Raw genomic sequence first — 23,075 nt, forward strand, 5'->3', positions numbered from 1 at the left:
CGGCCTCCTGCTCCTACTGCCCCACGCGTCCCGGCTGCAGGACCTTGCTGAACAGGACCGTCCCGCCCTCCGCGCGGAGCCGGACCGTCAACTCCCCGCTGCCACCGTCGATGTCGACCTCGCCGAAGTACTGCGGCGACTCCATCGGCGACAGGTTCGCCCGCTCCGGGGCCCGTACGAAGACCCGCTCGGGCCCGAACGTGCCGTCCAGCGCGTTGGCCGGGAAACCGCCCGCGGCCAGCGGCCCGGAGACGAACTCCCAGAACGGCGCGAAGTCCTTGAAGGCCGCGCGCTCCGGCGCGTAGTGCTGCGCGGAGGTGTGGTGCACGTCCGCGGTCAGCCACAGCGTGCCGGTGATCCGGCGGTGCTTGACGAAGCGGAGCAGCTCCGCGATCTGCAGCTCACGGCCGAGCGGGGCGCCCGGATCGCCCTGGGCGATCGCCTCGATGTTCGCCGCACCGTCGGGGACGACGAGCCCCAGCGGCATGTCGGCGGCGAGTACCTTCCACACCGCCCGTGAGCGGCTCAGCTCCCGCTTGAGCCAGGCCAGCTGCTCCGCGCCGAGGATGCCCGTCGTGTCGTCGGCCTGCCGGCCGGGGGAGTTGGCGTTCCGGTAGGAGCGCATGTCCAGGACGAAGACGTCGAGCAGCGGGCCGTACCGCACCACCCGGTGCATCCGGCCCTCGACGCCGCCGCCGCGCGCGTGGAGCGTGGAGACCGGGAAGTACTCGGCGAACGCGCGTGAGGCACGGGCCGCGAGGACGTCCACGTCCTTCTCCGTGTAGCGGGCGTCGTCCAGGATCTGGCCGGGGTACCAGTTGTTGCGGACCTCGTGGTCGTCCCACTGCACGACCGTGGGCACCTGCGCGTTGAACGCGCGCACGTTGTGGTCGAGCAGGTTGTAGCGGAAGTTGCCGCGGTACTCGGCCAGCGTCTCGGCGACCTTCGACTTCTCCGGCGTCGTGACGTTCCGCCAGATCCGGCCGTCGGGCAGGGTCACGCTCGGCTGGACGGGGCCGTCGGCGTAGATCGTGTCGCCGCTGCACAGGAAGAAGTCCGGGTTCAGCCGGCGCATCTCCTCGTACGCGCGGAATCCGCCGATGTCCGGGTTGATGCCCCAGCCCTGCCCGGCGATGTCGCCCGACCAGAGGAAACGCACCCCGTCGCGCGGCCGTGCAGGGGCCGTACGGAACGTGCCGACGACCGGTTCGCCGGTACGGCGCGGGTCGTCCGGGTCCGCGAGGGTGACCCGGTAATGGATCTGCTCGCCAGCGGGCAGCCCGCGCAGCGCCGTCGTCCCGGTGAAGTCGCTGCCCGTCCCCAGCAGGGGCCCGACATGGCGGTGCGTACGGCGGAAGGACTCGCTCGACGACGTCTCCACGATCATCCGGGCCGGCCGGTCCGAACGGACCCAGACCAGACCCGAGGAGGCGGTCACATCGCCGGTCTGCACCCCCCACGCGGCCCGCGGCCGCCCCGAGAGCGCCAGCGCCGGGGCTGCGGCCACGGCGCCGCCGAGGGTGAGGGCAGCCGACGCGGCGAGCGAGCCGCGCAGCACGCTGCGGCGGGCGGGGGACGGTCCATCGGGGACGGAGCTGGACATCGGCGCCTCCAAGTGCGGTACGGGGCAGGTGTGTTGCGTCGCCCATGCCTAACGGCCAGGGGCGGCGCGGACACGAACCCGGGGTGAACACCCCGGATTCACCCCCCGTTCGGGTCAGGCGCGTCCTCTGCCCTCCGGACAGCACCCCCGTCACCGTCCCCGGTCCGGACCCCGTCCCCGGTCGTCCGGACCCCGGCCCCGGTCCCGGCTCCGGTCCGGACCCCGTCCCCGTCCCCGTCCCCGGCTCCGGTCCGGACCCCGGCCCCGGTCCCGGCCTCGGTTCGCACCCCGGCCCCGGCCCCAGCCCCCGCCCCGCGTCCCGCACCGCACGCCTCCGCCGCGAGGCGCACTCCGCGGCCGATCTCGGACGGCGTCAGATGGGCGTAGCCGAGGACCAGCCGGACCGCGCCGTCCGTCGGGCGGGCCGTGCCGTACTCCTCCAGGGGGCGCAGAGCCACCCCCGCCCCCGCCGCACGCTCCACGAAGCGGGCCGTGGGGCCGTATCGCTCCGGCACGCGCGCGATGATGTGCAGACCGGCCGCGATGCCACTCACCGAGGTGCCCGGAAAGGACTCCGCGAGCGCCGCCAGCAGGGCGTCCCGGCGCTCCCGGTACGCCCGCTGGCAGCGCCGCAGCTGCCGGTCGTACGCCCCGCGCGTCACGAACTCGGCCAGCAGCGCCTGGTCCAGTGCCGGGTTCCCGAGGTCCATCGTCCGCTTGCGCTCCACGACCTCGGCGAGCAGTTCCCGCGGTACGAGCATCCAGCCGAGCCGCAGCCCAGGGGCCAGGGACTTGCTCACCGAACCGGCGTAGACGACTCGCTCCGGATCGAGGCCCTGGAGGGCGCCCACCGGCGCCCGGTCGTAGCGGAAGTCCCCGTCGTAGTCGTCCTCCAGGACGTACCCGTCTACCGATCGCGCCCAGTCGAGCAGCGCGGCACGGCGCGCGGCCGCGTAGGCGATGCCGGTCGGGAACTGGTGGGAGGGCGTCGCCACCACCGCCCGCACCCCGGACGCGGCGAGCGGACCGGGCAGCAGCCCCTCGTCGTCCACCGGCAGCCACACCGTGTCCAGGCCGGTGGAGGCGAACAGCCGCCCGTGCTCCGGACTTCCGGGGTCCTCGATCCCGACGGTCCGCAGCCCCCGTGCGCGCAGCACGAATCCGAGCAGCGTCGACGCCTGGGCGACACCCGAGCACACCACCAGGCGCTCCGGATCGGCCGCCGCGCCGCGCCGCCGCGCCAGCATCCCGGCGAGCGCCGTCCGCAGCTCCGGCAGCCCGCGCGGGTCGGGGTAGCCGAGTGCCCGGTGGGGCAGCGCGGACAGCACCGAGCGCTGGACCGCCGCCCAGGCCGCGCGGGGGAAGAGCGCGAGGTCGGGGGTGCCGGGACGGAAGTCGATCCGCAGGCCCGGCGGGCGCGGCGCCGCGTCCCGTACCGCCCGGTCCGTGGCCGCGCGCACCGCCTCCCCGACCCAGGTGCCCGCGCCCCGGCCGCTGCGCAGGTATCCCTCCGCGGTCAGCTGCTCGTACGCCTCCGTCACCAGGCCGCGTGAGACGCCGAGGTCGGCGGCCAGTTCACGGCTCGACGGGAGCCGGGTCCCGGGCGTCAGCCGCCCGGTGCGGACCGCCTCCCGCAGCGCCTCCTGAAGCGCACGGCCGCGCCGCCTGGCCGGTGCGGCGGCCGCCGGGAGCAGCAGTTCCCAGGCCGGTGTGGGCCGCATGCGAGAAGTCCCCCTGATCGCGGTGTCCGTGCCGCCGGCCTCCGTGGCCGGTCGGCCGCGGTCGCGCGGCCTTGGTGGTCACCCGGCGCGGCACAACGCGGTGGAGAGTACCTTCCCCGCGGCCTCCGCCTCCGCCTCCGCCGTCGCCTCCTCTTACGTCTCCGTCTCCGTCTCCGCCTCCACCGGCACCTCCGCCGACCGCGATACGCGAAGTGGTCCCCGATGGCGAGGAGAAAGTGGCCCTTAAGCCGGGCCGGTCCGCTTTCTAGCGTCGGGGGCATGAACGCGAACTCCCTGCGAGGAGCCCTCCTCGTGACCGTCGCCTATGCCCTCGTGGGTGCCTCCTTCACCGCCAACAGCCTTCTGGGCGACTATCCGTACGCGGGCGGCCAGGCTCTGCGTTACGGCGCCGCCTGCCTTCTGCTGCTGCCCCTGCTCGGCCGCGGCGGGCTCGCGCCGCTGCGGGGCCTCGGCGTCCGTGGATGGTCCCGGCTCGCGGTGCTCGCCGCCGTCGGCATGGTCGGCTTCAACCTCGCGGTCCTCGCCGCGGAACGTACCGCCGAACCGGCCGTCCCCGGCGTCCTGGTGGGCTGCGCCCCGATCGTCGTGGCCGTGATCGTCCCCCTCCTGGACGGGCGCAGGCCGAGCCGGCCGGTCCTCCACGGCGCGTTCCTGGTGGCCGCCGGCGCCTTCGTCGTCCAGGGGTGGGGCCGCACCGACCTGGCGGGCCTCTCCTACTCCGTAGGAGCGCTGGCGGGCGAAGTGGGGTTCACCGTCCTCGCCGTACCGGTGCTCCGTCCGCTCGGGCCGAAGCTCCTGACGGCCGCCGTGTGCGGGATCGCCGCCGTGGAGTCGGCGCTGCTCGGGCTCTTCGTGGACGGCGGCGCGTTCCTGCGGATGCCGACGGCCGTGGAGACGGGTGCTCTGCTGTGGCAGGCCGTCCTGGCCACGGTCGTCGGGTTCGTCCTGTTCTACATGGGCGTCCAGCGGCTCGGCATGGAGCGCGCGACCCTCTTCACCGGCGCCATCCCGGTCGCCGCGGCCGGCACCGCGGCGCTCGTGGCGACCGGCGGCTTCGGCGTTCCGCAGGCCGCCGGCGGGCTCCTCGTCGGCGCCGGAGCGGCCCTCGGGACGGGGCTCTTCGGCCGCCGGAACGGCTCAGCGGCTGCCGTCGAGGATCACCCGGGCGACGAGAGCCGGGTCGTCGCTCATGGGAACGTGCCCGCAGCCGGGCAGCCGGACGAGCCTCGCTCCCGGGACGGTCTGCTTGGCGCGGACGCCCTGCCGGCGCAGCAGCAGCCGGTCGCGGGTGCCCCAGGCGACGGTCACGGGCACCGCGGTGACGTCGTCGCCGAACATCACCGTCCGTCCGGCCTCCAGGGTCTGCCGGAAGCCGGTGGCCTCCCGCAGCGCGAGCGTCTCGGCGACCACCGCCTCGGGTGAACGGCGGCCCGGGCGGGCGTAGATGGTGCTCGTCAGGGCCGTCCGCCCGGCGGCGCTGCGCGAAAGCCGCTCGATCAGCGGGACCGGCATCGACAGCGCGGCCGCCCGCATCGCCCGCAGCGTCCCGAAGGCGTACCGCCGTTCGCTCTCCGACCAGAACCCGGCCGGGGAGAGCGCGGTGACCGAGCGCACGAGCTTCTCCCGGCCCAGTTCGAGGGCGAGCAGCCCGCCCAGCGAGTTGCCCGCGACATGCGGCCGCTCGACACCGAGCGCCTCGCAGAAGGCGCCCAGGACCGGGACCACGGTCGACAGGTCGTACGCGCAGCCGTCGGGCAGCGCGGGGGAGGTGCCGAAACCGGGCAGGTCCACGGCCACGACGTCCCGCTCGGCGGCCAGGATGTCGAGCACCGGCTCCCACGCCTGCCAGTGGTGGCCGATGCCGTGCAGCAGCAGGAGCGGCTCGCCCGCGCCCCTGCGTTCGTACGCCACCGAGGCCGTGCGTGGACCCGCCGGGGTCCGGACCGTGAACGAGATCTGTGCGGACATACGCCTGCTCCTTGACTTAGACACCCTGTCAGCAAGAATTACCGCTCGGTAGATACGAGTTCAAGGGCGCGGACGGAACTGGACACGGCGCGGCGCGTCGGCTGGGATGGGGGAGTGGTGACCGACACGCTGACCGACGTCTTCCAAGAGCACCGGCCGATCCTCATCGGGGTGGCCTACCGGATGCTCGGCCGCGCCGCCGACGCCGAGGACGTGGTCCAGGAGGCCTGGCTGCGCTGGTCCTCCGCGGACCGCGACGACGTCCGCGAACCGCGCGCCTATCTCGTACGGATCACCACCCGGCTGGCCCTCGACCGGCTCCGCCAGGTGCAGTCCCGACGCGAGTCCTACGTGGGGCCCTGGCTCCCCGAACCCGTCGTCACCGACTTCGGTCCGGCCGTCCCCGACACCGCCGAGCGCGCCATGCTCGCCGACTCCGTCTCACTCGCCGTCCTCGTCGTCCTCGAATCGCTCTCGCCGCTGGAGCGCGCGGTCTTCGTCCTCCGCGAGGCGTTCGGTTTCCCGTACGGGGAGATCGCCACCGCGCTCGACCGCTCCGAGGCCGCCGTCCGCCAGCTCGCCGGCCGTGCCCGCCGCCACGTCGACGAGGGCAGGCCCCGCTACGACGTCGACCCGGCCGAACGCCGCGACCTCACCGAGCGCTTCCTCGCCGCGGCTGCGGGCGGCGACCTGGAACAGCTCCTGGCCCTGCTGGCCCCGGACGCCCGGCTCGTCGGCGACAGCGGCGGCAAGGCGAAGGCACCTCTGCGGGTCATCGACAGCGCGGACAAGGTCGGCCGCTTCCTCATCGCCGTCGCCCAGGGCGCAGAGGCGGCCTTCGAGTTCCGCTTCGTCGAGTTCAACGGAGCGCCCGGGCTGCTGGCCCTCGCCGACGGCAAGCCCGACTCGGTCTTCCAGATCGAGGTGCGCGACGGGCGCATCCAGTGCGTCTACATCGTGCGCAACCCCGAGAAGCTGCACGCCGTCGACCCCGGCTGACCTGCCGCGCCGCCGACGCCCGCGCCACGTGCGCCCTCTGCCCCGCCTCCTCCCGGAGGCGGGGCACTTTGCTGCGCAGGGCACACAACGGTGCGAACGTCCTGTGAACGATCTACGCCAGAGGGCCGCAATGGGGGGCATCCGGGTCACGATTGGTCTTGACCAAGTAGGTGCGCCGCCTTATGGTCGCAGAGTTAGTGCAGGAACCTTTAATAAACAAGGGCGCGGAAAACCGCCGCGGGACACGGCGAATTGCGGAGGATCAGGGTGGGGACCACGCAGCTGGAATCGGCTCCGGAGCCGAAGTACTGGCACCTCAAGACCGTGATCGGCGAGGCACTCGACTCCGACTTCGCGGTCGGCGAGATCCTGCCCAACGAGCGTGAACTGGCCGCGCGTTTCGGCGTCGCCAGGGCCACGCTCCGGCAGGCACTGGAGCAGCTCGAACTGGAGGGCCGCCTGCAGCGCCGCCGCGGTGTCGGGACGACCGTCGCACCGCCGCGCGTGGGCGTCGACGTCTCCACCACGCAGCACGTCTGGCCCGGCGTCGGGGAAGAGACCTGGCAGTCCGTGGACTCCGCCCGCGACACCGCCCCGGCGACCGTCGCCAAGCTCCTGGACCTGGCCCCCGACGAGCAGGTGCACATCGTGCGCCGACTGCGCGTCACACACGGCCAGCCCGTCGCGGCCGAGCTCCTGTACGTCCCGTCCTCCTCGGTCCCCGACCTGACCGCGATCGACGCCCCGGCCGGCCCCGCCCGCGCCCGTGTCGTCCTGCGCGAACTCCAGCGTCTCGCCCTGGACGGACAGGACCGTGCCGTCGAGCTCGGCTCGGCCCGCGCGGACGACGCCAAGGAGCTGGACCGCCTCCCCGGTGCCCCGGTCCTCGTCGTCACGACCCGCTACCTCTCCGAAGGCCGCACGGCCGCGGTCTCGGTGGCCACCTACCGCGCCGACACCTGCCGCCTCACCTTCGGCGACGCGGGCGACCTGGTGATGGCGTCCTGACAGGGACGCGGGAGAACCGTCGACCAGAGCCCGGAAGCGCCGGCGAACCGTCGACCCGAGCCCGGAAGCGCCGGCGAACCGTCGACCCGAGCCCGGAAGCGCCGGCGAACCGTCGACCCGAGCCCGGAAGCGTCGGAACCGTCGGCCTGACCGGGAGTTCGGCAGAAGCCCCGGCCCGTCGCGCTCAGCGGCGGGCCGTCGCCGTGCCCTCCACCGCGAAGAGCTGCTCCTCCACGTGATCGAGAGCCAGCCGCAGCGCGCCCGTGCCCACCGCCGCCTCGCCCAGCATCGACAGCACCACACGCGGGGGGCGGAGGCAGAAGCGGTCCAGCTCGTCGCGCAGCGGCTGCAGGACGCCGTCCAGGCCGGCCGCCCAGCCGCCGATCACGACCAGCTCCGGGTCGAGCGCGAGGACCAGCGCCGCCACGTCGTGCACCAGACGCTGGGTGAAGCGCTCCACCGCCGCCTCCGCGCGGGCGTCGCCCCCGCGGGCCAGCGCGAAGACCTCGGCCACCGCCTGCTCGTCCAGCGGATGCAGCGGCTCGTCCGTGGTGGAGAGCAGATGCTCGGGCGTGACGCCCCGGCCCAGCAGGTGCAGCGCGCCGATCTCGCCCGCCGCCCCGCCGTAGCCCCGGTGCAGCCGCCCGCCGATCAGCGAACCCGCGCCCGGGCTCAGCCCGGCCAGGACGAAGACGATGTCGTCGGAGTCGGTCGCCGCGCCCTTCCAGTGCTCCGCGACCGCGGCCGCGTTGGCGTCGTTCTCCACCAGGACCGGGCACTTGAACGACCGCCGCAGCCGCTCCCCGAGTGCCAGGCCCGTCCAGCCGGGCAGCGCCGTACCCAGCCGCACCGTGCCGTCCGCCTCGACGATCCCGGGCGTGCCGACGCCGACCGCCCGTAGGTTCGACCGTGCGACGCCCGCCCTGCGCAGCACGTCGGCCACGACCGTACGGACCCGCTCCAGGCGCTCGTCCTCGGGAGCCGTCTCCGAGACGTCACGGGCCCCCGCGCCGATGATCCGGCCGTCCAGACCCGAGAGCAGCGCGGCGACCCGGTGCGGACCGATCTCGATGCCCAGCAGATGCCCCGCCTCGGCGCGGAAGCGGAACCTGCGGGCGGGCCGGCCCTGCCGCCTCGCCTCGCCTTCCTCGGCCGCCGCCTCGACGACCAGACCTCCGACGATGAGCCCCTCGACGACGCCCTCGACGGTCGGCCGGGACAGCCCGGTGATCCGTGTCAGGTCCGTGAGCGTGAGCGCGTCGGCGCCCCGCAGAGCATGGAGTACCACCGCGGAATTGATCCGCCGCAGCAGCGACGGATCCCCGCCGGTCAGCCGCCCCACCGTGTGTCCTCCCAGCTCGTGCGCATGTCTGCCGGATGTTACTCAATGGACCGGGGTGCGGCGAGGTCCGTCCGCACCCTGCTGGGGCGAACGGGGCTCCTGACGGGTCATCGGCTGTCAGAGCCGGGCGGTTTACTGGACCCATGACGCTCGCACAGCATCTCGCCGCCCTCGACCTGCTGCGCGCCCGCGCGTTCCCCGAAGAGGGCTACCACCTCGCCGAGTTAGCCGTCGAGGACCCGACCGAGGAGCAGGCGGAGGCCGAACGGGAAGCCCTCGCCCTGCTCCTGGAGACCCGCTGGGGGCCGCCTCGGCTGGTCAGCCTCCACTCCCTGCTCGCCCGTGCCGGAGCGGGCGAGGACATACCCAGGCCCTGGGCGCTGATCTGCGCCTCCGTGCCCGACATCCAGCTCTGGCGGGTGGACACCCACTGGGTCGTGCTCGGACTCACGCGCCGGGGCGAGGACGGCCACGGACTCATCGCCTGCGTCACGGAGGTGGATCCGCCGTGACGTCGGGCCGCCGGTACGAACGTGGACCCGCCGTGACGTCGGGCCGCCGCTACGGACGTGGACCCGCCGTGACGTCGGGCCGCCGCTACGGACGTGGACCCGCCGTGACGTCGGACCGCCGGTCCGGTACGCCCGCCGCCTCGCGCAGTCGCCCGAACTCCTCCGCCATCGAGTCCACCGTCCAGTGCGCGTTCAGCCCGCTCGGATTGGGCAGGACCCAGATCCGGGTCTCCCCGATCGTCCGCTCCTGCTCCCCGACGACCGCGCGCTTCTCGCCGAACGCCGTCCGGTAAGCCGTGATGCCGACCACCGCCAGCCAGCGCGGACGCCGGAGCTCGACCCGCCCGGTCAGCAGCCGGCCGCCCTCGCGGAACTCCTCGGCGCTCAGCTCGTCGGCACGCGCGGTCGCCCGCGCCACCACGTTCGTGATGCCGAGACCGTAGGCGAGCAGCTCCTCCTGCTCCGACGGCTTCAGCTGCCGGGGCGTGAAACCGGACCGTGCGAGCACGGGCCAGAAGCGATTGCCCGGGCGCGCGAAGTGATAGCCCGTCGCCGCCGACATCAGACCGGGGTTGATCCCGCAGAAGAGGACCGAAAGGCCGCCCGCCACCACGTCGGGGATGACGCGGTCGCGGGCGGCCTGGAGCTCCTGCGGGGTGAACCGGGTCAGAGGATCGACCCGGGGGTGTACGCGGCGGCCTCCGGGTGCTGCTTGACGATCTCCTCGATACGGGAGACCACGGCGGCGACCTGGCCGGCGGCGGCACCGGTGAACGACAGCTTGTCCGCCATGAGGGCGTCGAGCTGCGCGCGGTCCAGCGGGATCCGCTCGTCGGCGGCCAGCTTGTCGAGGAGCTCGTTGCGCTCGGCACCCTGCTCGCGCATGGCGAGCGCGGAGGCGACGGCGTTCTCCTTGATGGCCTCGTGGGCCAGCTCGCGGCCGACGCCGGCCCGGACGGCGCCCATCAGGACCTTGGTGGTCGCCAGGAACGGCAGGTACCGGTCGAGCTCGCGCGCGACGACCGCGGGGAACGCCCCGAACTCGTCGAGGACGGTCAGGAAGGTCTCCAGCAGGCCGTCCAGAGCGAAGAACGCGTCCGGCAGCGCGACCCGGCGGACCACCGAGCACGACACGTCGCCCTCGTTCCACTGGTCGCCCGCCAGCTCGCCGGTCATCGAGGCGTACCCGCGCAGGATGACCATGAGACCGTTGACGCGCTCGCAGGAGCGGGTGTTCATCTTGTGCGGCATCGCGGACGAGCCGACCTGGCCGGGCTTGAAGCCCTCGGTCACCAGCTCGTGACCGGCCATCAGACGGATCGTCTTGGCTACCGAGGACGGCGCGGCGGCCAGCTGCACGAGGCCCGTGACGACGTCGTAGTCGAGCGAGCGCGGGTAGACCTGGCCGACGGAGGTGAAGGCGTGCGCGAAGCCGAGGTGACCGGCGATGCGCTGCTCCAGGTCGGCCAGCTTGTCCGCGTCGCCGCCGAGCAGGTCCAGCATGTCCTGAGCGGTGCCGACCGGGCCCTTGATGCCCCGCAGCGGGTAGCGGGCGATCAGCTCCTCCAGGCGGCCGAAGGCGACGAGCAGCTCGTCGGCGGCCGTGGCGAAACGCTTGCCGAGGGTGGTGGCCTGGGCGGCGACGTTGTGGGAGCGACCGGCCATGACGAGCTCGGCGTACTCGCCGGACAGCTTGCCGAGCCGGGCGAGGACGGCGACCGTGCGGTCGCGCATCAGCTCCAGCGAGAGGCGGATCTGCAGCTGCTCGACGTTCTCGGTGAGGTCGCGCGACGTCATGCCCTTGTGGACGTGCTCGTGACCGGCGAGGGCGTTGAACTCCTCGATCCGGGCCTTCACGTCGTGCCGGGTGACCTTCTCGCGCTCGGCGATGGAGCCGAGGTCGACCTGGTCGAGCACGCGCTCGTAGTCGGCGAGGGCCGCGTCCGGAACCTCGATCCCGAGGTCCTTCTGAGCACGCAGCACGGCGAGCCAGAGCCGGCGCTCCAGCTTCACCTTCTGCTCGGGGGACCAGAGGACGGCGAGCTCCGCGGAGGCGTAGCGGCCGGCCAGGACGTTGGGGATTCGGGGCTTCGCAGTCACAGCAGTCACGTGGACAGATTCTACTGGCGGTTTCTGCAGGCCAGCGCCACCGCCGTCTTCGTCTCTTGCTACGAGACGGCCGTCACGGGCGCGCACGGTGAGGACCGGGCCGCCGCACGGCCCGGTCCTCGGATGCTGTCGCCGCCGGCGGTGCGGTCAGCGGTGCCGGCAGTCCCAGTGGCCCTTCACCCACTTCTTCTCCCAGTGGCCCTTCTTCCACTCGCACCGTTCGTGGCGATCATGGTGGTCACCCGTGACGACGGTCGAGACCGACGTGGGCGACGCGGGAGCCGCCGTGGCGGTGCCGGACACGCCGAGCGCGGCGCCGCACATCCGCGGTCGGCGCGGCTACGAATCCCCTGTGCACAGGCCTCGCGCCCCGAGGGAGTGAGCGGGCATGACCACCATCGCGCCACCACCGACCACGACACGCCACGTCGCGGCTCTCCCCCGCGACCTGCACAGTCCGGCCGCCGCCCGTCGCATCACGGCCCGATGGCTGGAGTCCTTGGGCCACGCCGCCCGTACGCCGGACGTGAGCGTGATCGTGTCCGAACTGGTCACCAACGCCGTCCGTCACACCGACGGACCGTGTGTGCTCACCCTGACGGCCCACAGCGCCTCCCTGGACCTCGCCGTGACCGACCACAGCGAGGAGATCCCGGATCTGCGCCGACGGGACGGCGGGGACCACCGGGGCGGCTTCGGCCTGGAGATCATGCGCAGTCTGGGCGGCCGGATCACGGTCGTGCCGCGTCTCGGCGGCAAGACCGTGCACGTCACGCTGACCCTGGCCCCCGACACCGCCGCCTCGCGGGACGCACCGCCGTGATGTCACGGGCGCCGCGCCCGGTCTCACCCGGTCGGCACCCCCATCCGGCGATCGCGCACCGCTCGCGGCAGAGTCGAGGGTGGGTGACGTCCGGCGGCAGCCGGTCCGCCGCACCGACCGGGCAGGACGACCACTGGCACGACGGGGAGCAGCCAGTGCGGCACGAATCCGAGCCGGCGGAGCCCGTCGACGCGCTCATGTCCCGGACCGCGGAGGGTGACGAGGCGGCGTTCGCCCGCATCTACGACGCGCTGGCCCAGCCGGTCATGGGGCTCGCGTGCCGGATCCTGAGGGACGCCGCCCAGGCCGAGGAGGTGACCCAGGACGTCATGATCGAGGTCTGGCGGACGGCCGGCCGGTTCCGTCCCGAACGCGGATCGGCCAAGGCGTGGGTCCTCACCCTCGCGCACCGGCGCGCGGTGGATCGGGTACGCAGCGCGCAGGCGAGCACCGAGCGCGAACAGCGGGCCGGCGTGCTGGCCGCGGACCGGGCCTTCGACCAGGTGACGGAGACCGTCGAGGGCCACGACGAGCGGCGACGGGTCTACCGCTGCCTCGCGGGCCTGTCACGCCTCCAGCGGGTCCCGCTCGTGCTGGCCTTCTACCAGGGCATGACGTACATCGAGGTCGCCCGATCGTTGTCGACGCCGGAAGGCACGGTGAAGTCCCGCATGCGCAACGGCCTCGAGCAGCTCCGCCGATGTCTGGAGGCCGGCTCATGACACGGCAGGAAGATCCCCACCTCGATGCCGCCGCCTACGTTCTGCACGCGCTCACGCCGGCGGAGGAGGCGGCCTTCCTGAACCATCTGGCCGGTTGCGAGGAGTGCCGCAGGGACGTCGCCGAGTTCGAGGCGACCACGGCCCGGCTCGCCGCCGTCGAGACCGCCCCCCTGCCACCCGGGCTGCGCGCGCGTGTCCTCGACGTCGCCGCCCGCACCCGTCAGGAGCGGCGTCGTCCCGGCGCGAACGGGCCGTCTCTCGGCACGCGTGGTCTGCGTTTCGCACTGGCAGCGAGCATCGTGGTGGCGGCCGGGCTCGGCGGGGTCGCCGCCTGGCAGCACTCGCAGGCCGACGACGCGAGCACCCGGGCCGCACAGGCGCAGCGGGAGGCCCGGCAGGCCCAGGCCGCCTTCGCCGACGTGCTGACCGCGCCCGACGCCACGATCCACACCGGCGAGCTGAGCGACGGAGCGACGGCGGCGGTCATCGTCTCCCGCCGTCAGTCCGAAGCCGTCTTCACGGCCCAGGGTCTCCCGGCGCTGACCGGAGGCAAGGTCTACGAGCTCTGGTACGCCGAGCCGACGGGCGATCTGCGCGCGGCCGGCCTGCTGCCGGGCGTCGGCGACCGCTCGGCACGTGTCCTCGAAGGCCCTCTCGGCGACGCGGTGGCCGTCGGCATCACCGTCGAACCTCCCGGCGGCTCGCGCCAGCCCACCACCGAGCCGCTCGGCACCGTCTCCATCAGCTCCTGACCCCCCCGGGGCAGGCGGGCTTCTGCCAGGTGCCGGGTGCCAGACCCTAGGCCTGCGGAGTCCCGTGGGGCTTCTCCGGCTTGTCCGGCACGTTCGCCGCGTTCGCCGTGTTCCGCTCGGGTGTCGTGTTCGACTCGTACGGGAGCAGTTCCGGCCGTTTCGCCGGGCGGCCGTCGCCCGAGGAGCGGCCGGTCAGGCGGCGGCCTATCCACGGGCCGAGGTACTCCCGCGCGAAGCGGGCGTCCCCGAGGCGGCGGGTCATCCAGCCCGGGGGCAGGGCCGGCGGCAGCGGCGTCCGCCAGTCGTCCTCGGCGGCCAGGCCGAGGGCCTGCCACACGGCCTCGGCCACCCTCCGGTGCCCCTCGTCGGTGAGGTGGAGCCGGTCGACGTCCCACATGCGCGGGTCGCCGAGCGCGGGTGCCCCGTAGAGGTCGACCACCAGGGCGCCATGGCGGGCGGCCAGCTCGTCGACGTACCCGAAGAGCTCCTCCATGCGGGGCCGGAAACGCTCCATCACGGGCCCGTTGCGGCCCGGGCTGCGCATCAGGACCAGTTGTCCGCAGGACGGCGCCAGCTTCTCCACGGCCTCGGTCAGCAGTCCCCGTACGCGCCCCATGTCGACCTTGGGCCGCAGGGTGTCGTTCAGGCCGCCGACGAGGGTCACCACGTCCGCCTTCATCGCGGCGGCCAGGTCCACCTGCTCCTCGACGATCTGGCCGATGAGCTTGCCGCGTACGGCGAGGTTCGCGTAGCGGAAGTCGGGGGTGCGGGCGGCGAGGCGCGCCGCGAGGAGGTCGGCCCACCCCCGGTACGACCCGTCGGGCAGTCGGTCCGACATGCCCTCGGTGAAGCTGTCCCCGACGGCGACCAGACTTGTGTAGGTGGCATTCATCTCCATGGCGTGAGCGATCATACCGCGCGGTATGCGCGCGTTCCGCCGGAGGCAGGACGGAGCCCCGGGGCGCGCGACGCACCCCGGGGCTCCTGTTCCCGATGTCCTACGGAGCCGTCGGCCGGCCGACCAGCTGCCGCAGCACGTCCTCCATCGTGACCAGGCCGGCCAGCTTGCCGTCCTCGTCCAGGACCGCCGCCAGATGCGTGCGGCTGCGGCGCATCGCCGTCAGGACGTCGTCCATCGGCGTCGCCGCCCGGACCCGGGCGATCGGCCGCATCGCCGAGACCGGGAAGGGCAGATCCCTCGGCGTCACGTCCAGGGCGTCCTTCACATGGAGGTAGCCCAGGATCCGCTTCCCCGCGTCGACCACCGGGAAGCGGGAGAAGCCCGAGTCGGCGGCGAGGGACTCCAGCTGCTCGGGCGTCGTCCCGACCGCCGCGTACACGACCTTCTCCACCGGCATGACGACATCCCCGACCGGCCTGCGCCCCAGCTCCAGGGCGTCGTGCAGCCGTTCCGCCGCGCGGTCGTCGAGCAGGCCGGCGACACCCGCGTCGGTCACCATCCGCGCCAGCTCGTCGTCCGAGAACGTGGCCGAGACCTCGTCCTTGACCTCCACCCGCAACAGCTTCAGCAGCGCGTTGGCGAAGGCGTTGATCGCGAAGATCACCGGCCGCAGCGCCCGCGCGAGCGCGACCAGCGGCGGGCCGAGCAGCAGCGCCGAGCGGGTCGGCTCGGCGAGGGCGATGTTCTTGGGGACCATCTCGCCCAGCAGCATGTGCAGGTACGTCGCCACGGCGAGCGCGATCACGAACGAGATCGGGTGCACCAGACCGTGCGGGACGCCGACCGCGTCGAAGACCGGTTCGAGCAGGTGCGCGATGGCCGGCTCGGCGACGATGCCGAGCACCAGGGTGCACAGCGTGATGCCGAGCTGCGCCGCGGCGAGCAGCGCCGATACGTGCTCCAGACCCCAGATGACGCTGCGCGCCCGCCGGTTGCCCGCCTCGGCCTCTGGCTCGATCTGGCTGCGGCGTACGGAGATCAGGGCGAACTCCGCGCCGACGAAGAAGGCGTTCACGACCAGGGTCAGCGCGCCGATCAGCAACTGGATCGCGGTCATCGGCCCGCCTCCCGGATCGTGCCGGACTCCTCGAGGGGCGGCACGTGCATGAGCACCCGCGCCGCCCGGCGCCCGGAGGCGTCCACCACGTCCAGCAGCCAGCCGGCCAGCTCCACCCGGTCACCGACCGACGGGATCCGGCCCAGCTCGTTGGCGATGACGCCCGCCAGCGTCTCGTACGGTCCGTCCGGCACGCGCAGGCCGATCGCCTCCAGCTGGTCGGTACGGGCCGCGCCGTCGGCGGACCAGAGCTCGCGCCCGTCCGCGTCGACACCGGCCCGCGCCAGGTCGGGGGTCTCGTGCGGGTCGTGCTCGTCACGCACCTCGCCGACGACCTCCTCGACGATGTCCTCCAGTGTGGCGACACCGGCCGTGCCGCCGTACTCGTCGATGACGACGGCCATGGTCTGCTTGCCGGAGAGCCGGTCGAGGAGCCGGTCCACGGTCAGCGTCTCCGGGACCAGCAACGGCTGGCGCAGCATGTCCCCGATGCGCCGGCGGCGCCGCTCGTCGGCCGGTATGGCCAGGACGTCCTTGATGTGGGCGATGCCGACGACGGAGTCGAGGGTGCCGCGGTAGACGGGGAAACGGGACAGACCGGTCGCACGGGTCGCGTTGGCGACGTCCTCCGCGGTGGCCTGCACTTCGAGCGCCGTGACCTGCACGCGCGGGGTCATCACGTTCTCCGCGGTCAGTTCGGCCAGGTTGAGGGTCCGTACGAACAGCTCCGCGGTGTCGGCCTCCAGCGAGCCCGCCTTCGCCGAGTGGCGGGCCAGCGCCACCAGCTCCTGCGGTGAACGGGCGGAGCCCAGCTCCTCGGTCGGCTCCATGCCGAGCCGCCGCAGGACGCGGTTCGCGGTGTTGTTGAGATGGCTGATCAGCGGCTTGAAGGCGGCGGTGAAGACCCGCATGGGGGTCGCCACCCGCTTCGCGATCGCCAGCGGTGACGAGATCGCCCAGTTCTTGGGGACCAGCTCGCCGACGACCATCAGGACGATGGTCGACAGGGCGGTGCCGAGGACCAGGGCGACGGAGGAGGCGACGGAGGGGGAGAGGCCGAGGGCCTCGACCGGTCCGCGGATCAGCTTGGCGACCGACGGCTCGGCCAGCATGCCGACGATCAGGTTGGTGACGGTGATGCCGAGCTGAGCACCGGAGAGCTGGAAGGTGAGCGACTTGACGGCCTTGAGGGCGCTGGACGCACCCCGCTCCCCCCGCTCGACGGCCTTCTCGAGCTCGGAGCGTTCGACCGTGGTGAGCGAGAACTCGGCCGCCACGAAGGCGCCGCACGCCAGCGAGAGCAGGAGCGCCACCACGAGCAGAAGCACTTCGATCATCGGTTCACCTCCGTTCCATGATCAGTCACGGACAGAGGTATCGCTCGCTTGGTACTGGGAGGCTCGCCCATGGGCGGACGCTCACACCTTTCGATCGTGCGGGGAAGAGAGGTACCCATAGTAAAGGACGGGCAAAGCCGTTCTCACCGGTGAGGGGTGGCGGTCGGCAGCGGCTTCACCCAGCGGGTCCACTGCTCCTCGGGGCCGTACGCCGCCGCCCGCCAAGCGTGGCGCCCGAGCTCGTTGCGGTCGAGCACCATCGCGTCGGCGCGTCGGCCACCCAGCCGGACGAAACGCTCCTCCGCGGCGGCGAGCAGCGCGCCGCCCACGCCCCGGCGGCGGTGGTCCGGGTGTACGGCGAGCCGGTAGAGGTGGCAGCGCCAGCCGTCGAAGCCGGCGATCACCGTGCCGACGAGCTCGCCGTCCCGCTCGGCGAGGAGCAGGGCCTCGGGGTCGCGGGCGACGAGCCGCTCGATCCCGTCCCGGTCGTCGCTGATGCTGGTGCCCTCAGCGGCGATCTTCCAGAAGGCGAGGACGGCGTCCAGGTCGGCCGGCAGGGCGGTCCGGATGTGCGGTTCGGTCATGGTGCGCATCCCACCACCGGCTCCGGCTGTCCGTCGACCGTGTTCCGCGATGCGGGCGCAGAGCAGTCCAGGCCTGCCCGAGGGGCAGGCCTGGACGTCAGGGCGGGGGCCGCGGGGCCCCGCGGCTCTCGTCAGACGAGGTCGAAGCGGTCCAGCTCCATGACCTTGGTCCACGCCGCGACGAAGTCGTGCACGAACTTCGCCTCGGCGTCGGCGCTCGCGTAGACCTCGGCGAGCGCGCGCAGCTCGGAGTTCGAGCCGAAGACGAGGTCGGCACGGGTGCCGGTCCACTTGACCTCGCCCGTGGCGAGGTCGCGGCCCTCGAACTCGTCCTGCGCCGAGGACGTCGACTTCCACGCCGTGCCCAGGTCGAGCAGGTTGCGGAAGAAGTCGTTGGAGAGCGTGCCCGGCCGGTCGGTGAGGACACCGTGCTTGGACTGGCCCGTGTTGGCACCCAGGACGCGCAGACCACCGACGAGGACCGTCATCTCGGGCGCGCTGAGGGTCAGCAGGTTCGCCTTGTCGACCAGCAGGTACTCGGCCGGCAGACGGTTGCCCTTGCCGGCGTAGTTGCGGAAGCCGTCGGCGGTGGGCTCGAGCGCGGCGAACGACTCGACGTCCGTCTGCTCCTGCGCGGCGTCGACGCGGCCCGGCGTGAACGACACCTCGACGTCGAAGCCGCCGTCCTTGGCCGCCTTCTCGACGGCCGCGGAGCCCGCGAGCACGATCAGGTCGGCCAGCGAGACCTGCCTGCCGCCCGCGGAGTTGAAGGACGACTGGATGCCCTCGAGCGTACGCAGCACCTGCGCCAGCTCGTCCGGGTTGTTGACCTCCCAGTTGCGCTGCGGCTCCAGACGGATGCGGGCGCCGTTGGCGCCGCCGCGCTTGTCGCTGCCGCGGAAGGAGGAGGCGGCGGCCCAGGCGGCGGAGACCAGCTGGGTGACCGTGAGGTCCGAGCCGAGGACCTGCTCCTTGAGGGAGGCGATGTCCGCGGCGTCGATCAGCTCGCCCTCGCGCGCCGGCAGCGGGTCCTGCCAGAGCAGCGTCTCGGACGGGACCTCAGCGCCGAGGTAGCGCACGACCGGGCCCAGGTCACGGTGGGTCAGCTTGAACCAGGCGCGGGCGAAGGCGTCCGTGAACTCCGCCGGGTTCTCGTAGAAGCGCCGCGAGATCTGCTCGTAGACCGGGTCGAAGCGGAGCGACAGGTCCGTGGTGAGCATCGTCGGGAGGTGCTTCTTCGACGCGTCGTGGGCGTCGGGGATGATGGCCTCGGCGTTCTTCGCCACCCACTGGTGGGCACCGGCCGGGCTCTTCGTGAGCTCGTACTCGTACTCGAAGAGGTGCTTGAAGAAGTCGTGGCCCCACTGCGCGGGCGTGGTGGTCCAGGTGACCTCGAGGCCACTGGTGATCGCGTCGGCGCCCTTGCCGGTGCCGTACGTGTTCGCCCAGCCGAGGCCCTGGGCCTCCAGCGGCGCGGCCTCGGGGTCGTCGCCGACGTTGTCCGCCGGGCCGGCGCCGTGGGCCTTGCCGAAGGTGTGGCCACCGGCGATGAGGGCGACGGTCTCCTCGTCGTTCATCGCCATGCGGCGGAACGTCTCGCGGATGTCGCGGGCCGCGGCGATCGGGTCCGGGTTGCCGTTGGGGCCCTCGGGGTTGACGTAGATGAGGCCCATCTGGACCGCGCCGAGCGGGCTCTCCAGCTCGCGGTCACCGGTGTAGCGCTCGTCGCCGAGCCAGGTGGTCTCAGGGCCCCAGTACACGTCCTCGTCGGGCTCCCACACGTCGGCGCGGCCGCCGGCGAAGCCGAAGGTCTCGAAGCCCATCGTCTCCAGGGCGACGTTGCCGGTGAGGATCATGAGGTCGGCCCAGGAGATGGACTGGCCGTACTTCTGCTTGACCGGCCACAGCAGGCGGCGGGCCTTGTCGAGGTTGCCGTTGTCCGGCCAGCTGTTGAGCGGCGCGAAGCGCTGCTGACCGGTGCCACCGCCACCGCGTCCGTCGCTGATGCGGTACGTACCGGCGCTGTGCCAGGCCATACGGATCATGAGCGGGCCGTAGTGGCCGAAGTCGGCGGGCCACCAGTCCTGGGAGGTGGTGAGGACCTCCGCGATGTCCTGCTTGACGGCCGCCAGGTCGAGGGCCTTGAAGGCCTCGGCGTAGTCGAACTCCTCGCCGAGCGGGTTCGCCACGGCGGGGTTCTTGGCGAGGATCTTCAGATTGAGCCGCTCCGGCCACCACTGGCGGTTTCCGCCGCCCTGCGTGGGGTGCGCGGCGCGCGCGGTGTGCGCGACCGGGCAGCCACCCGCGCCCTCCGCTTTCGCGTCGGTGACGACTGCATCGTGGTTTTCGGACATGGGAATCCTTCCGGACGGGGCGGATCGCGGTGCTCAGCCGGGGCGGCCCGGGGGAGCGGTCGTGTCGCCCGTCCGGAGCCATGTCGTGCCTTGGCTATTGCCGGAATCGATCCTACGATAGACAGAGTCCAAGTCAAGAAGCGCGCCAATCCTCTACCTCCTCGGAATGCTGGCGCCCCTGGGTGAACGTCGCGTGTCCCGCCGAAGTCCGAGCTGAATGGGTGAACCGAATGAGCGACCTGCTGGAGCGGCTGCGAGGACGTGGCTGGCGCATGACCTCCCAGCGGCGTGTCGTCGCCGAGGTCCTCGACGGTGACCACGTGCACCTCACGGCCGACGAGGTGCACGTCCGCGCGGCGGAGCGGCTGCCCGAGATCTCCCGGGCGACGGTCTACAACACGCTCGGCGAGCTGGTCTCCCTCGGCGAGGTCGCCGAGGTCTCCACCGACGGCCGTGCCAAGCGGTACGACCCGAACGCGCGCCACCCGCACCAGCACCTGGTGTGCTCGCGCTGCGGCACCATCCGCGACGTCCACCCGACCGGGGACCCGCTGGCCGACCTCCCGGTGGGGGAGCGGTTCGGCTTCGCGGTGGCCGCGGCGGACGTCACCTACCGGGGAGTCTGCCCCTCCTGCGCCTAGGGTCTGCGCCTTCGTCCGGACGGTTTCATCTGGACGGTGCTAGCGCGTCGGCGCTAGCGTGGTCGTGTGGCCAAGACTCAGCTGAACGTACGGGTGGACGAGAACACCGCCGACACCGCGCGCCGGCGGGCGCAGCAGCGCGGCATGAGCGTCAACCGCTACATCGAGGAACTCGTCCAGCAGGACGCGGGGGAATCGGGACGCGCCTTCGTCGAGGCGGCGGCCGACTTCATGAAGCAGTACGAGGCCGTGTTCGCCGAGGAGTTCGGGACGGAGCGCGACCGCACCGCACGCGACCGCACCGCATGAGCCTCACGGTCGACCTCTCCTGGCTGCTCATGGTGGCCGAACACCAGACGCCCGGCGACCCCCAGGTCACCGACTGGGGAGCGCTTGTCGCCGCCGTCCGCAGGCACGACGCCGAGATCTTCGGCGTGCCCGTGTACAGCGACCCGCACGCCCGCGCCGCCGCCCTCCTCCAGCTTCTGCTGCACGTACCGGCGTTGGAGCACTCCAACGCCATGTTCGCCTCCGCCGTCGCCTACGGCTACCTGGTCGCCAGCGGCCTGAAGGTCGTCACCTCGCCCGAACAGGTCCGGGACCTGGCCCGCCTGGTGAAGAAGGGCGAGGCCGACGTGCGCGCCATCGCGGACGAGCTGCGCCAGTGGAGCCGCTGAGCCGACGGGCCCCTCAAGTCCTGCGGGCCGTCCCCAACACGCAGAAGGAGGAGGGCAGCCGGGGACCGTTCTCGGGTACCTGGAGGTGGCGGAAGGTGACGATCTCGAAGCCCGCCGCCTCGATCGCCGCCAGCGGGTCACGGGCCGTGTGACAGCCCCCGAACATCCGCGGCCACACCGTGCGGTCCAGGGCGCGCTGGGTCCGCGCCATACCGGGTGTCGGCGCCAACCCGTGCTCGAAGAAGCGTAGTTCGCCACCGGGGCGAAGGACGCGGTGCAGCTCGGCGAGGGTCCGGTGCACATCCCGTACGGTGCACAGCACCAGCGACGCGACCGCCGCGTCGTAGGCCTCGCTCTTCACCGGCAGCGCCTCCGCCGCGCCCGGCACGACGTCCACCGGCACGTCGGCGCGGAGCGCCGCCTCCGCCGCCAACTGCCGCAGATGGCGCTCCGGTTCGATGGCCACCACCTCGGACACGGCGCCCGGGTAGTGCGCGAAGTTGAGCCCGTTCCCTGCGCCGATCTCGATGACCCGGCCGGAGAGGCCCGTCAGCAGCTCCGAACGAAGGGCGCCGATACCGCCCTTCGTGTCGGCGGAGACGCTGAACCGCGCATAGAAGCGGGCGAAGAGGGGATGGTGGACGGCATCCCGGGGGACCCGGGTGGAACGCGAGGACATCGCGGACCTCCTCCGACGCTCGACGTCGCAGACGTGGACGGACGGAAGGATTCTGCCCCCTGCCGCCCTTCTCAGCCCGACACGAAGCAGAACTCGTTGCCCTCGGGGTCCCGCATCACCTGAAAAGACCCCTGCGGATCGGTGACCACACCGCCGACCCGGGACGCGCCGAGGGCGGTCGCCCCGTCCGCCGCCGCGTCCAGCTCGGGCGCGTCCAGATCCAGATGGAGCCGGTTCTTCACGGCCTTGCCCTCGGGGACCTGCTGGAAGGCGATCCGTACGAACCCGGGTGGCTCGACGTACGACCAGTCGGGGCTCCGGTCGACCGGGACCCCGCCGAGGAGCTCGGCCCAGAACCGCACCAGACCCGCCGGATCGGCGCAGTCGAAAACGATCTCCGAAACGTGTGCGCGCATGGATCCAGCCTACGGAGGTCAGAGCGTGTCGGCGCCCCAGACCCCATCGAGCGCCGGGGCCAGCCACGTGCCCGCACGCGCCCGGAACTCCGCCGGGTCAAGCGCGCCCGCCCCCTCCGGTACGGCCCCGAGGAGCGGCGCCCCGGCCATCTCCGGCAGCTCGGCCACGTTGCAGCGCGAGGCCAGGTCCGGCTCGGCCGGCCAGCTGCCGATCACCACGCCCAGCTGGTCGATGCCGCGCGCCGCGAGCGCCTCGGCGGTCAGCTGGGTCGTGTTGAGCGTGCCGAGCCCGGCGGGCGTCACGACCAGCACCGGTGCGCCGAGGAGACGGGCCGCGTCGGCCAGCGTGCCGCCCTCCTCGTCGAAGCGGACGAGGAGCCCGCCCGCGCCCTCCACGAGCACCAGATCGTGCTCGGAGGCCAGCTTCGCGGCCGCCTCGGCGACCTCCCGGGGCCCGACCGGTGCCATCCCGGCCCGCCGGGCGGCCGTGGCGGGCGCCAACGGCTCGGGGAAGCGGGCCAGTTCCTCGGAGACCGCCGCGCCGGAAAGCCGTACGACCTCGTCCGCGTCGCCCCGCTCACCGGGCTCCAGCCCGGTCTGCGCCGGCTTGAGCACGGCGACCGACCTCCCCTGCGCGACGGCCACCGCGGCCACGGCGGCGGTCACGATCGTCTTGCCGATCTCCGTCCCCGTACCGCTGACGACGATGACGGTCATGGTGTGTCGATTCCTCTCCTGGGCCCCGCGACCGCACGGCCGCGGGGGATCTGGTGCGCCGGCCCGAGTCCG

The 23,075-nt window shown here is 72.9% G+C and carries 24 protein-coding genes and 1 pseudogene; 10 read left to right on the top strand and 15 right to left on the bottom strand.

The window, feature by feature from the left end; all coding sequences use genetic code 11:
- Nucleotides 1–13 precede the first annotated feature (13 nt).
- Together ACF1G2_RS26145 and ACF1G2_RS26150 are read right to left on the bottom strand one after the other, a co-directional pair.
- Nucleotides 14–1,603: an alkaline phosphatase D family protein gene (locus tag ACF1G2_RS26145; RefSeq protein WP_391800602.1), complete on the bottom strand. Its 1,590-nt coding sequence runs from the start codon at nucleotides 1,601–1,603 to the stop codon at nucleotides 14–16.
- Nucleotides 1,604–1,701: 98 nt separating this feature from the next.
- The gene (locus tag ACF1G2_RS26150) at nucleotides 1,702–3,324 is read right to left on the bottom strand and encodes a PLP-dependent aminotransferase family protein (protein WP_391800603.1); all 1,623 of its coding nucleotides are present in this window, start codon (nucleotides 3,322–3,324) and stop codon (nucleotides 1,702–1,704) included.
- Between the two features lie 279 nt (nucleotides 3,325–3,603).
- Here ACF1G2_RS26150 and ACF1G2_RS26155 point away from each other — a divergent pair.
- A pseudogene (locus ACF1G2_RS26155) lies at nucleotides 3,604–4,011 on the top strand (EamA family transporter); the annotation flags it as partial.
- Between the two features lie 471 nt (nucleotides 4,012–4,482).
- Here the strand turns inward: ACF1G2_RS26155 and ACF1G2_RS26160 are convergent.
- Nucleotides 4,483–5,313 (bottom strand): alpha/beta fold hydrolase, encoded by an 831-nt coding sequence (locus ACF1G2_RS26160; RefSeq protein WP_391800604.1) that lies wholly within the window; start codon nucleotides 5,311–5,313, stop codon nucleotides 4,483–4,485.
- A gap of 114 nt (nucleotides 5,314–5,427) precedes the next feature.
- On the opposite strand from ACF1G2_RS26160, the gene ACF1G2_RS26165 reads away from it, so the two are divergent.
- Complete coding sequence (locus ACF1G2_RS26165; RefSeq protein ID WP_391800605.1) at nucleotides 5,428–6,312, top strand: RNA polymerase sigma-70 factor; 885 nt, start codon at nucleotides 5,428–5,430, stop codon at nucleotides 6,310–6,312.
- A 267-nt stretch (nucleotides 6,313–6,579) separates the two neighbouring features.
- Nucleotides 6,580–7,320 (top strand): GntR family transcriptional regulator, encoded by a 741-nt coding sequence (locus ACF1G2_RS26170; RefSeq protein WP_391800606.1) that lies wholly within the window; start codon nucleotides 6,580–6,582, stop codon nucleotides 7,318–7,320.
- Nucleotides 7,321–7,504: 184 nt separating this feature from the next.
- Here ACF1G2_RS26170 and ACF1G2_RS26175 read toward each other — a convergent pair whose 3' ends face one another.
- Nucleotides 7,505–8,662, bottom strand: coding sequence for an ROK family transcriptional regulator (locus ACF1G2_RS26175; RefSeq protein ID WP_391800607.1), 1,158 nt, complete (start codon nucleotides 8,660–8,662; stop codon nucleotides 7,505–7,507).
- Nucleotides 8,663–8,805: 143 nt separating this feature from the next.
- Here ACF1G2_RS26175 and ACF1G2_RS26180 point away from each other — a divergent pair, with 143 nt between their 5' ends.
- Nucleotides 8,806–9,174, top strand: a complete 369-nt coding sequence (locus tag ACF1G2_RS26180) for a hypothetical protein (RefSeq protein ID WP_391800608.1) — start codon at nucleotides 8,806–8,808, stop codon at nucleotides 9,172–9,174.
- Between the two features lie 85 nt (nucleotides 9,175–9,259).
- Here ACF1G2_RS26180 and mug read toward each other — a convergent pair whose 3' ends face one another.
- The 3 genes from mug to ACF1G2_RS26195 form a co-directional block, all read right to left on the bottom strand.
- Nucleotides 9,260–9,844 carry a G/U mismatch-specific DNA glycosylase gene (mug, locus tag ACF1G2_RS26185; RefSeq protein ID WP_391800821.1) on the bottom strand — a complete coding sequence of 195 codons (585 nt, stop codon included), beginning with the start codon at nucleotides 9,842–9,844 and terminating at the stop codon, nucleotides 9,260–9,262.
- Complete coding sequence (gene purB, locus ACF1G2_RS26190) at nucleotides 9,841–11,283, bottom strand: adenylosuccinate lyase (RefSeq protein ID WP_391800609.1); 1,443 nt, start codon at nucleotides 11,281–11,283, stop codon at nucleotides 9,841–9,843. Before purB ends, mug begins: the two co-directional genes overlap by 4 nt.
- Before the next feature lie 147 nt (nucleotides 11,284–11,430).
- The gene (locus tag ACF1G2_RS26195) at nucleotides 11,431–11,586 is read right to left on the bottom strand and encodes a hypothetical protein (protein ID WP_391800610.1); all 156 of its coding nucleotides are present in this window, start codon (nucleotides 11,584–11,586) and stop codon (nucleotides 11,431–11,433) included.
- A gap of 85 nt (nucleotides 11,587–11,671) precedes the next feature.
- On the opposite strand from ACF1G2_RS26195, the gene ACF1G2_RS26200 reads away from it, so the two are divergent.
- From ACF1G2_RS26200 to ACF1G2_RS26210, 3 genes are all read left to right on the top strand, one after another.
- Nucleotides 11,672–12,106, top strand: a complete 435-nt coding sequence (locus tag ACF1G2_RS26200) for an ATP-binding protein (RefSeq protein WP_391800611.1) — start codon at nucleotides 11,672–11,674, stop codon at nucleotides 12,104–12,106.
- A 155-nt stretch (nucleotides 12,107–12,261) separates the two neighbouring features.
- Entirely contained in the window at nucleotides 12,262–12,828 is a 567-nt protein-coding gene (gene sigK / locus ACF1G2_RS26205; RefSeq protein ID WP_391800612.1) for an ECF RNA polymerase sigma factor SigK, read from the top strand.
- The gene (locus tag ACF1G2_RS26210) at nucleotides 12,825–13,580 is read left to right on the top strand and encodes an anti-sigma factor domain-containing protein (protein ID WP_391800613.1); all 756 of its coding nucleotides are present in this window, start codon (nucleotides 12,825–12,827) and stop codon (nucleotides 13,578–13,580) included. Before sigK ends, ACF1G2_RS26210 begins: the two co-directional genes overlap by 4 nt.
- Before the next feature lie 46 nt (nucleotides 13,581–13,626).
- On the opposite strand, the gene ACF1G2_RS26215 is transcribed toward ACF1G2_RS26210, so the two are convergent.
- The 5 genes from ACF1G2_RS26215 to katG all read right to left on the bottom strand — a co-directional run bounded on the left by ACF1G2_RS26215 (nucleotide 13,627) and on the right by katG (nucleotide 19,873).
- Nucleotides 13,627–14,478, bottom strand: a complete 852-nt coding sequence (locus tag ACF1G2_RS26215) for an SGNH/GDSL hydrolase family protein (protein WP_391800822.1) — start codon at nucleotides 14,476–14,478, stop codon at nucleotides 13,627–13,629.
- Nucleotides 14,479–14,578: 100 nt separating this feature from the next.
- The gene (locus ACF1G2_RS26220) at nucleotides 14,579–15,598 is read right to left on the bottom strand and encodes a hemolysin family protein (RefSeq protein ID WP_391800614.1); all 1,020 of its coding nucleotides are present in this window, start codon (nucleotides 15,596–15,598) and stop codon (nucleotides 14,579–14,581) included.
- Nucleotides 15,595–16,935: a hemolysin family protein gene (locus ACF1G2_RS26225; protein ID WP_391800615.1), complete on the bottom strand. Its 1,341-nt coding sequence runs from the start codon at nucleotides 16,933–16,935 to the stop codon at nucleotides 15,595–15,597. The genes ACF1G2_RS26220 and ACF1G2_RS26225 overlap by 4 nt, the downstream gene beginning before the upstream one ends.
- A 143-nt stretch (nucleotides 16,936–17,078) precedes the next feature.
- Nucleotides 17,079–17,519: a GNAT family N-acetyltransferase gene (locus ACF1G2_RS26230; RefSeq protein ID WP_391800616.1), complete on the bottom strand. Its 441-nt coding sequence runs from the start codon at nucleotides 17,517–17,519 to the stop codon at nucleotides 17,079–17,081.
- A gap of 131 nt (nucleotides 17,520–17,650) precedes the next feature.
- Nucleotides 17,651–19,873 carry a catalase/peroxidase HPI gene (katG, locus tag ACF1G2_RS26235; RefSeq protein WP_391800617.1) on the bottom strand — a complete coding sequence of 741 codons (2,223 nt, stop codon included), beginning with the start codon at nucleotides 19,871–19,873 and terminating at the stop codon, nucleotides 17,651–17,653.
- 230 nt (nucleotides 19,874–20,103) lie between these two features.
- Between katG and ACF1G2_RS26240 the strand changes: the two genes are divergently transcribed.
- The 3 genes from ACF1G2_RS26240 to ACF1G2_RS26250 all read left to right on the top strand — a co-directional run bounded on the left by ACF1G2_RS26240 (nucleotide 20,104) and on the right by ACF1G2_RS26250 (nucleotide 21,191).
- Entirely contained in the window at nucleotides 20,104–20,514 is a 411-nt protein-coding gene (locus ACF1G2_RS26240; protein WP_391800618.1) for a Fur family transcriptional regulator, read from the top strand.
- A 66-nt stretch (nucleotides 20,515–20,580) separates the two neighbouring features.
- Entirely contained in the window at nucleotides 20,581–20,823 is a 243-nt protein-coding gene (locus tag ACF1G2_RS26245; protein WP_352191017.1) for an antitoxin, read from the top strand.
- Complete coding sequence (locus ACF1G2_RS26250; RefSeq protein ID WP_391800619.1) at nucleotides 20,820–21,191, top strand: fic family toxin-antitoxin system, toxin component; 372 nt, start codon at nucleotides 20,820–20,822, stop codon at nucleotides 21,189–21,191. Before ACF1G2_RS26245 ends, ACF1G2_RS26250 begins: the two co-directional genes overlap by 4 nt.
- A gap of 13 nt (nucleotides 21,192–21,204) precedes the next feature.
- Here the strand turns inward: ACF1G2_RS26250 and ACF1G2_RS26255 are convergent, their stop codons facing one another.
- The 3 genes from ACF1G2_RS26255 to bioD form a co-directional block, all read right to left on the bottom strand.
- Nucleotides 21,205–21,870: a class I SAM-dependent methyltransferase gene (locus ACF1G2_RS26255; protein ID WP_391800620.1), complete on the bottom strand. Its 666-nt coding sequence runs from the start codon at nucleotides 21,868–21,870 to the stop codon at nucleotides 21,205–21,207.
- 71 nt (nucleotides 21,871–21,941) lie between these two features.
- Nucleotides 21,942–22,286 carry a VOC family protein gene (locus tag ACF1G2_RS26260; RefSeq protein WP_391800621.1) on the bottom strand — a complete coding sequence of 115 codons (345 nt, stop codon included), beginning with the start codon at nucleotides 22,284–22,286 and terminating at the stop codon, nucleotides 21,942–21,944.
- 18 nt (nucleotides 22,287–22,304) lie between these two features.
- On the bottom strand, nucleotides 22,305–23,003 hold the full coding sequence (gene bioD, locus ACF1G2_RS26265; RefSeq protein WP_391800622.1) for a dethiobiotin synthase: 699 nt from the start codon (nucleotides 23,001–23,003) through the stop codon (nucleotides 22,305–22,307).
- Nucleotides 23,004–23,075 lie beyond the last annotated feature (72 nt).

The sequence above is a fragment of the Streptomyces sp. NPDC013457 genome (assembly GCF_043089925.1).
Classification (GTDB): Bacteria; Actinomycetota; Actinomycetes; order Streptomycetales; family Streptomycetaceae; genus Streptomyces.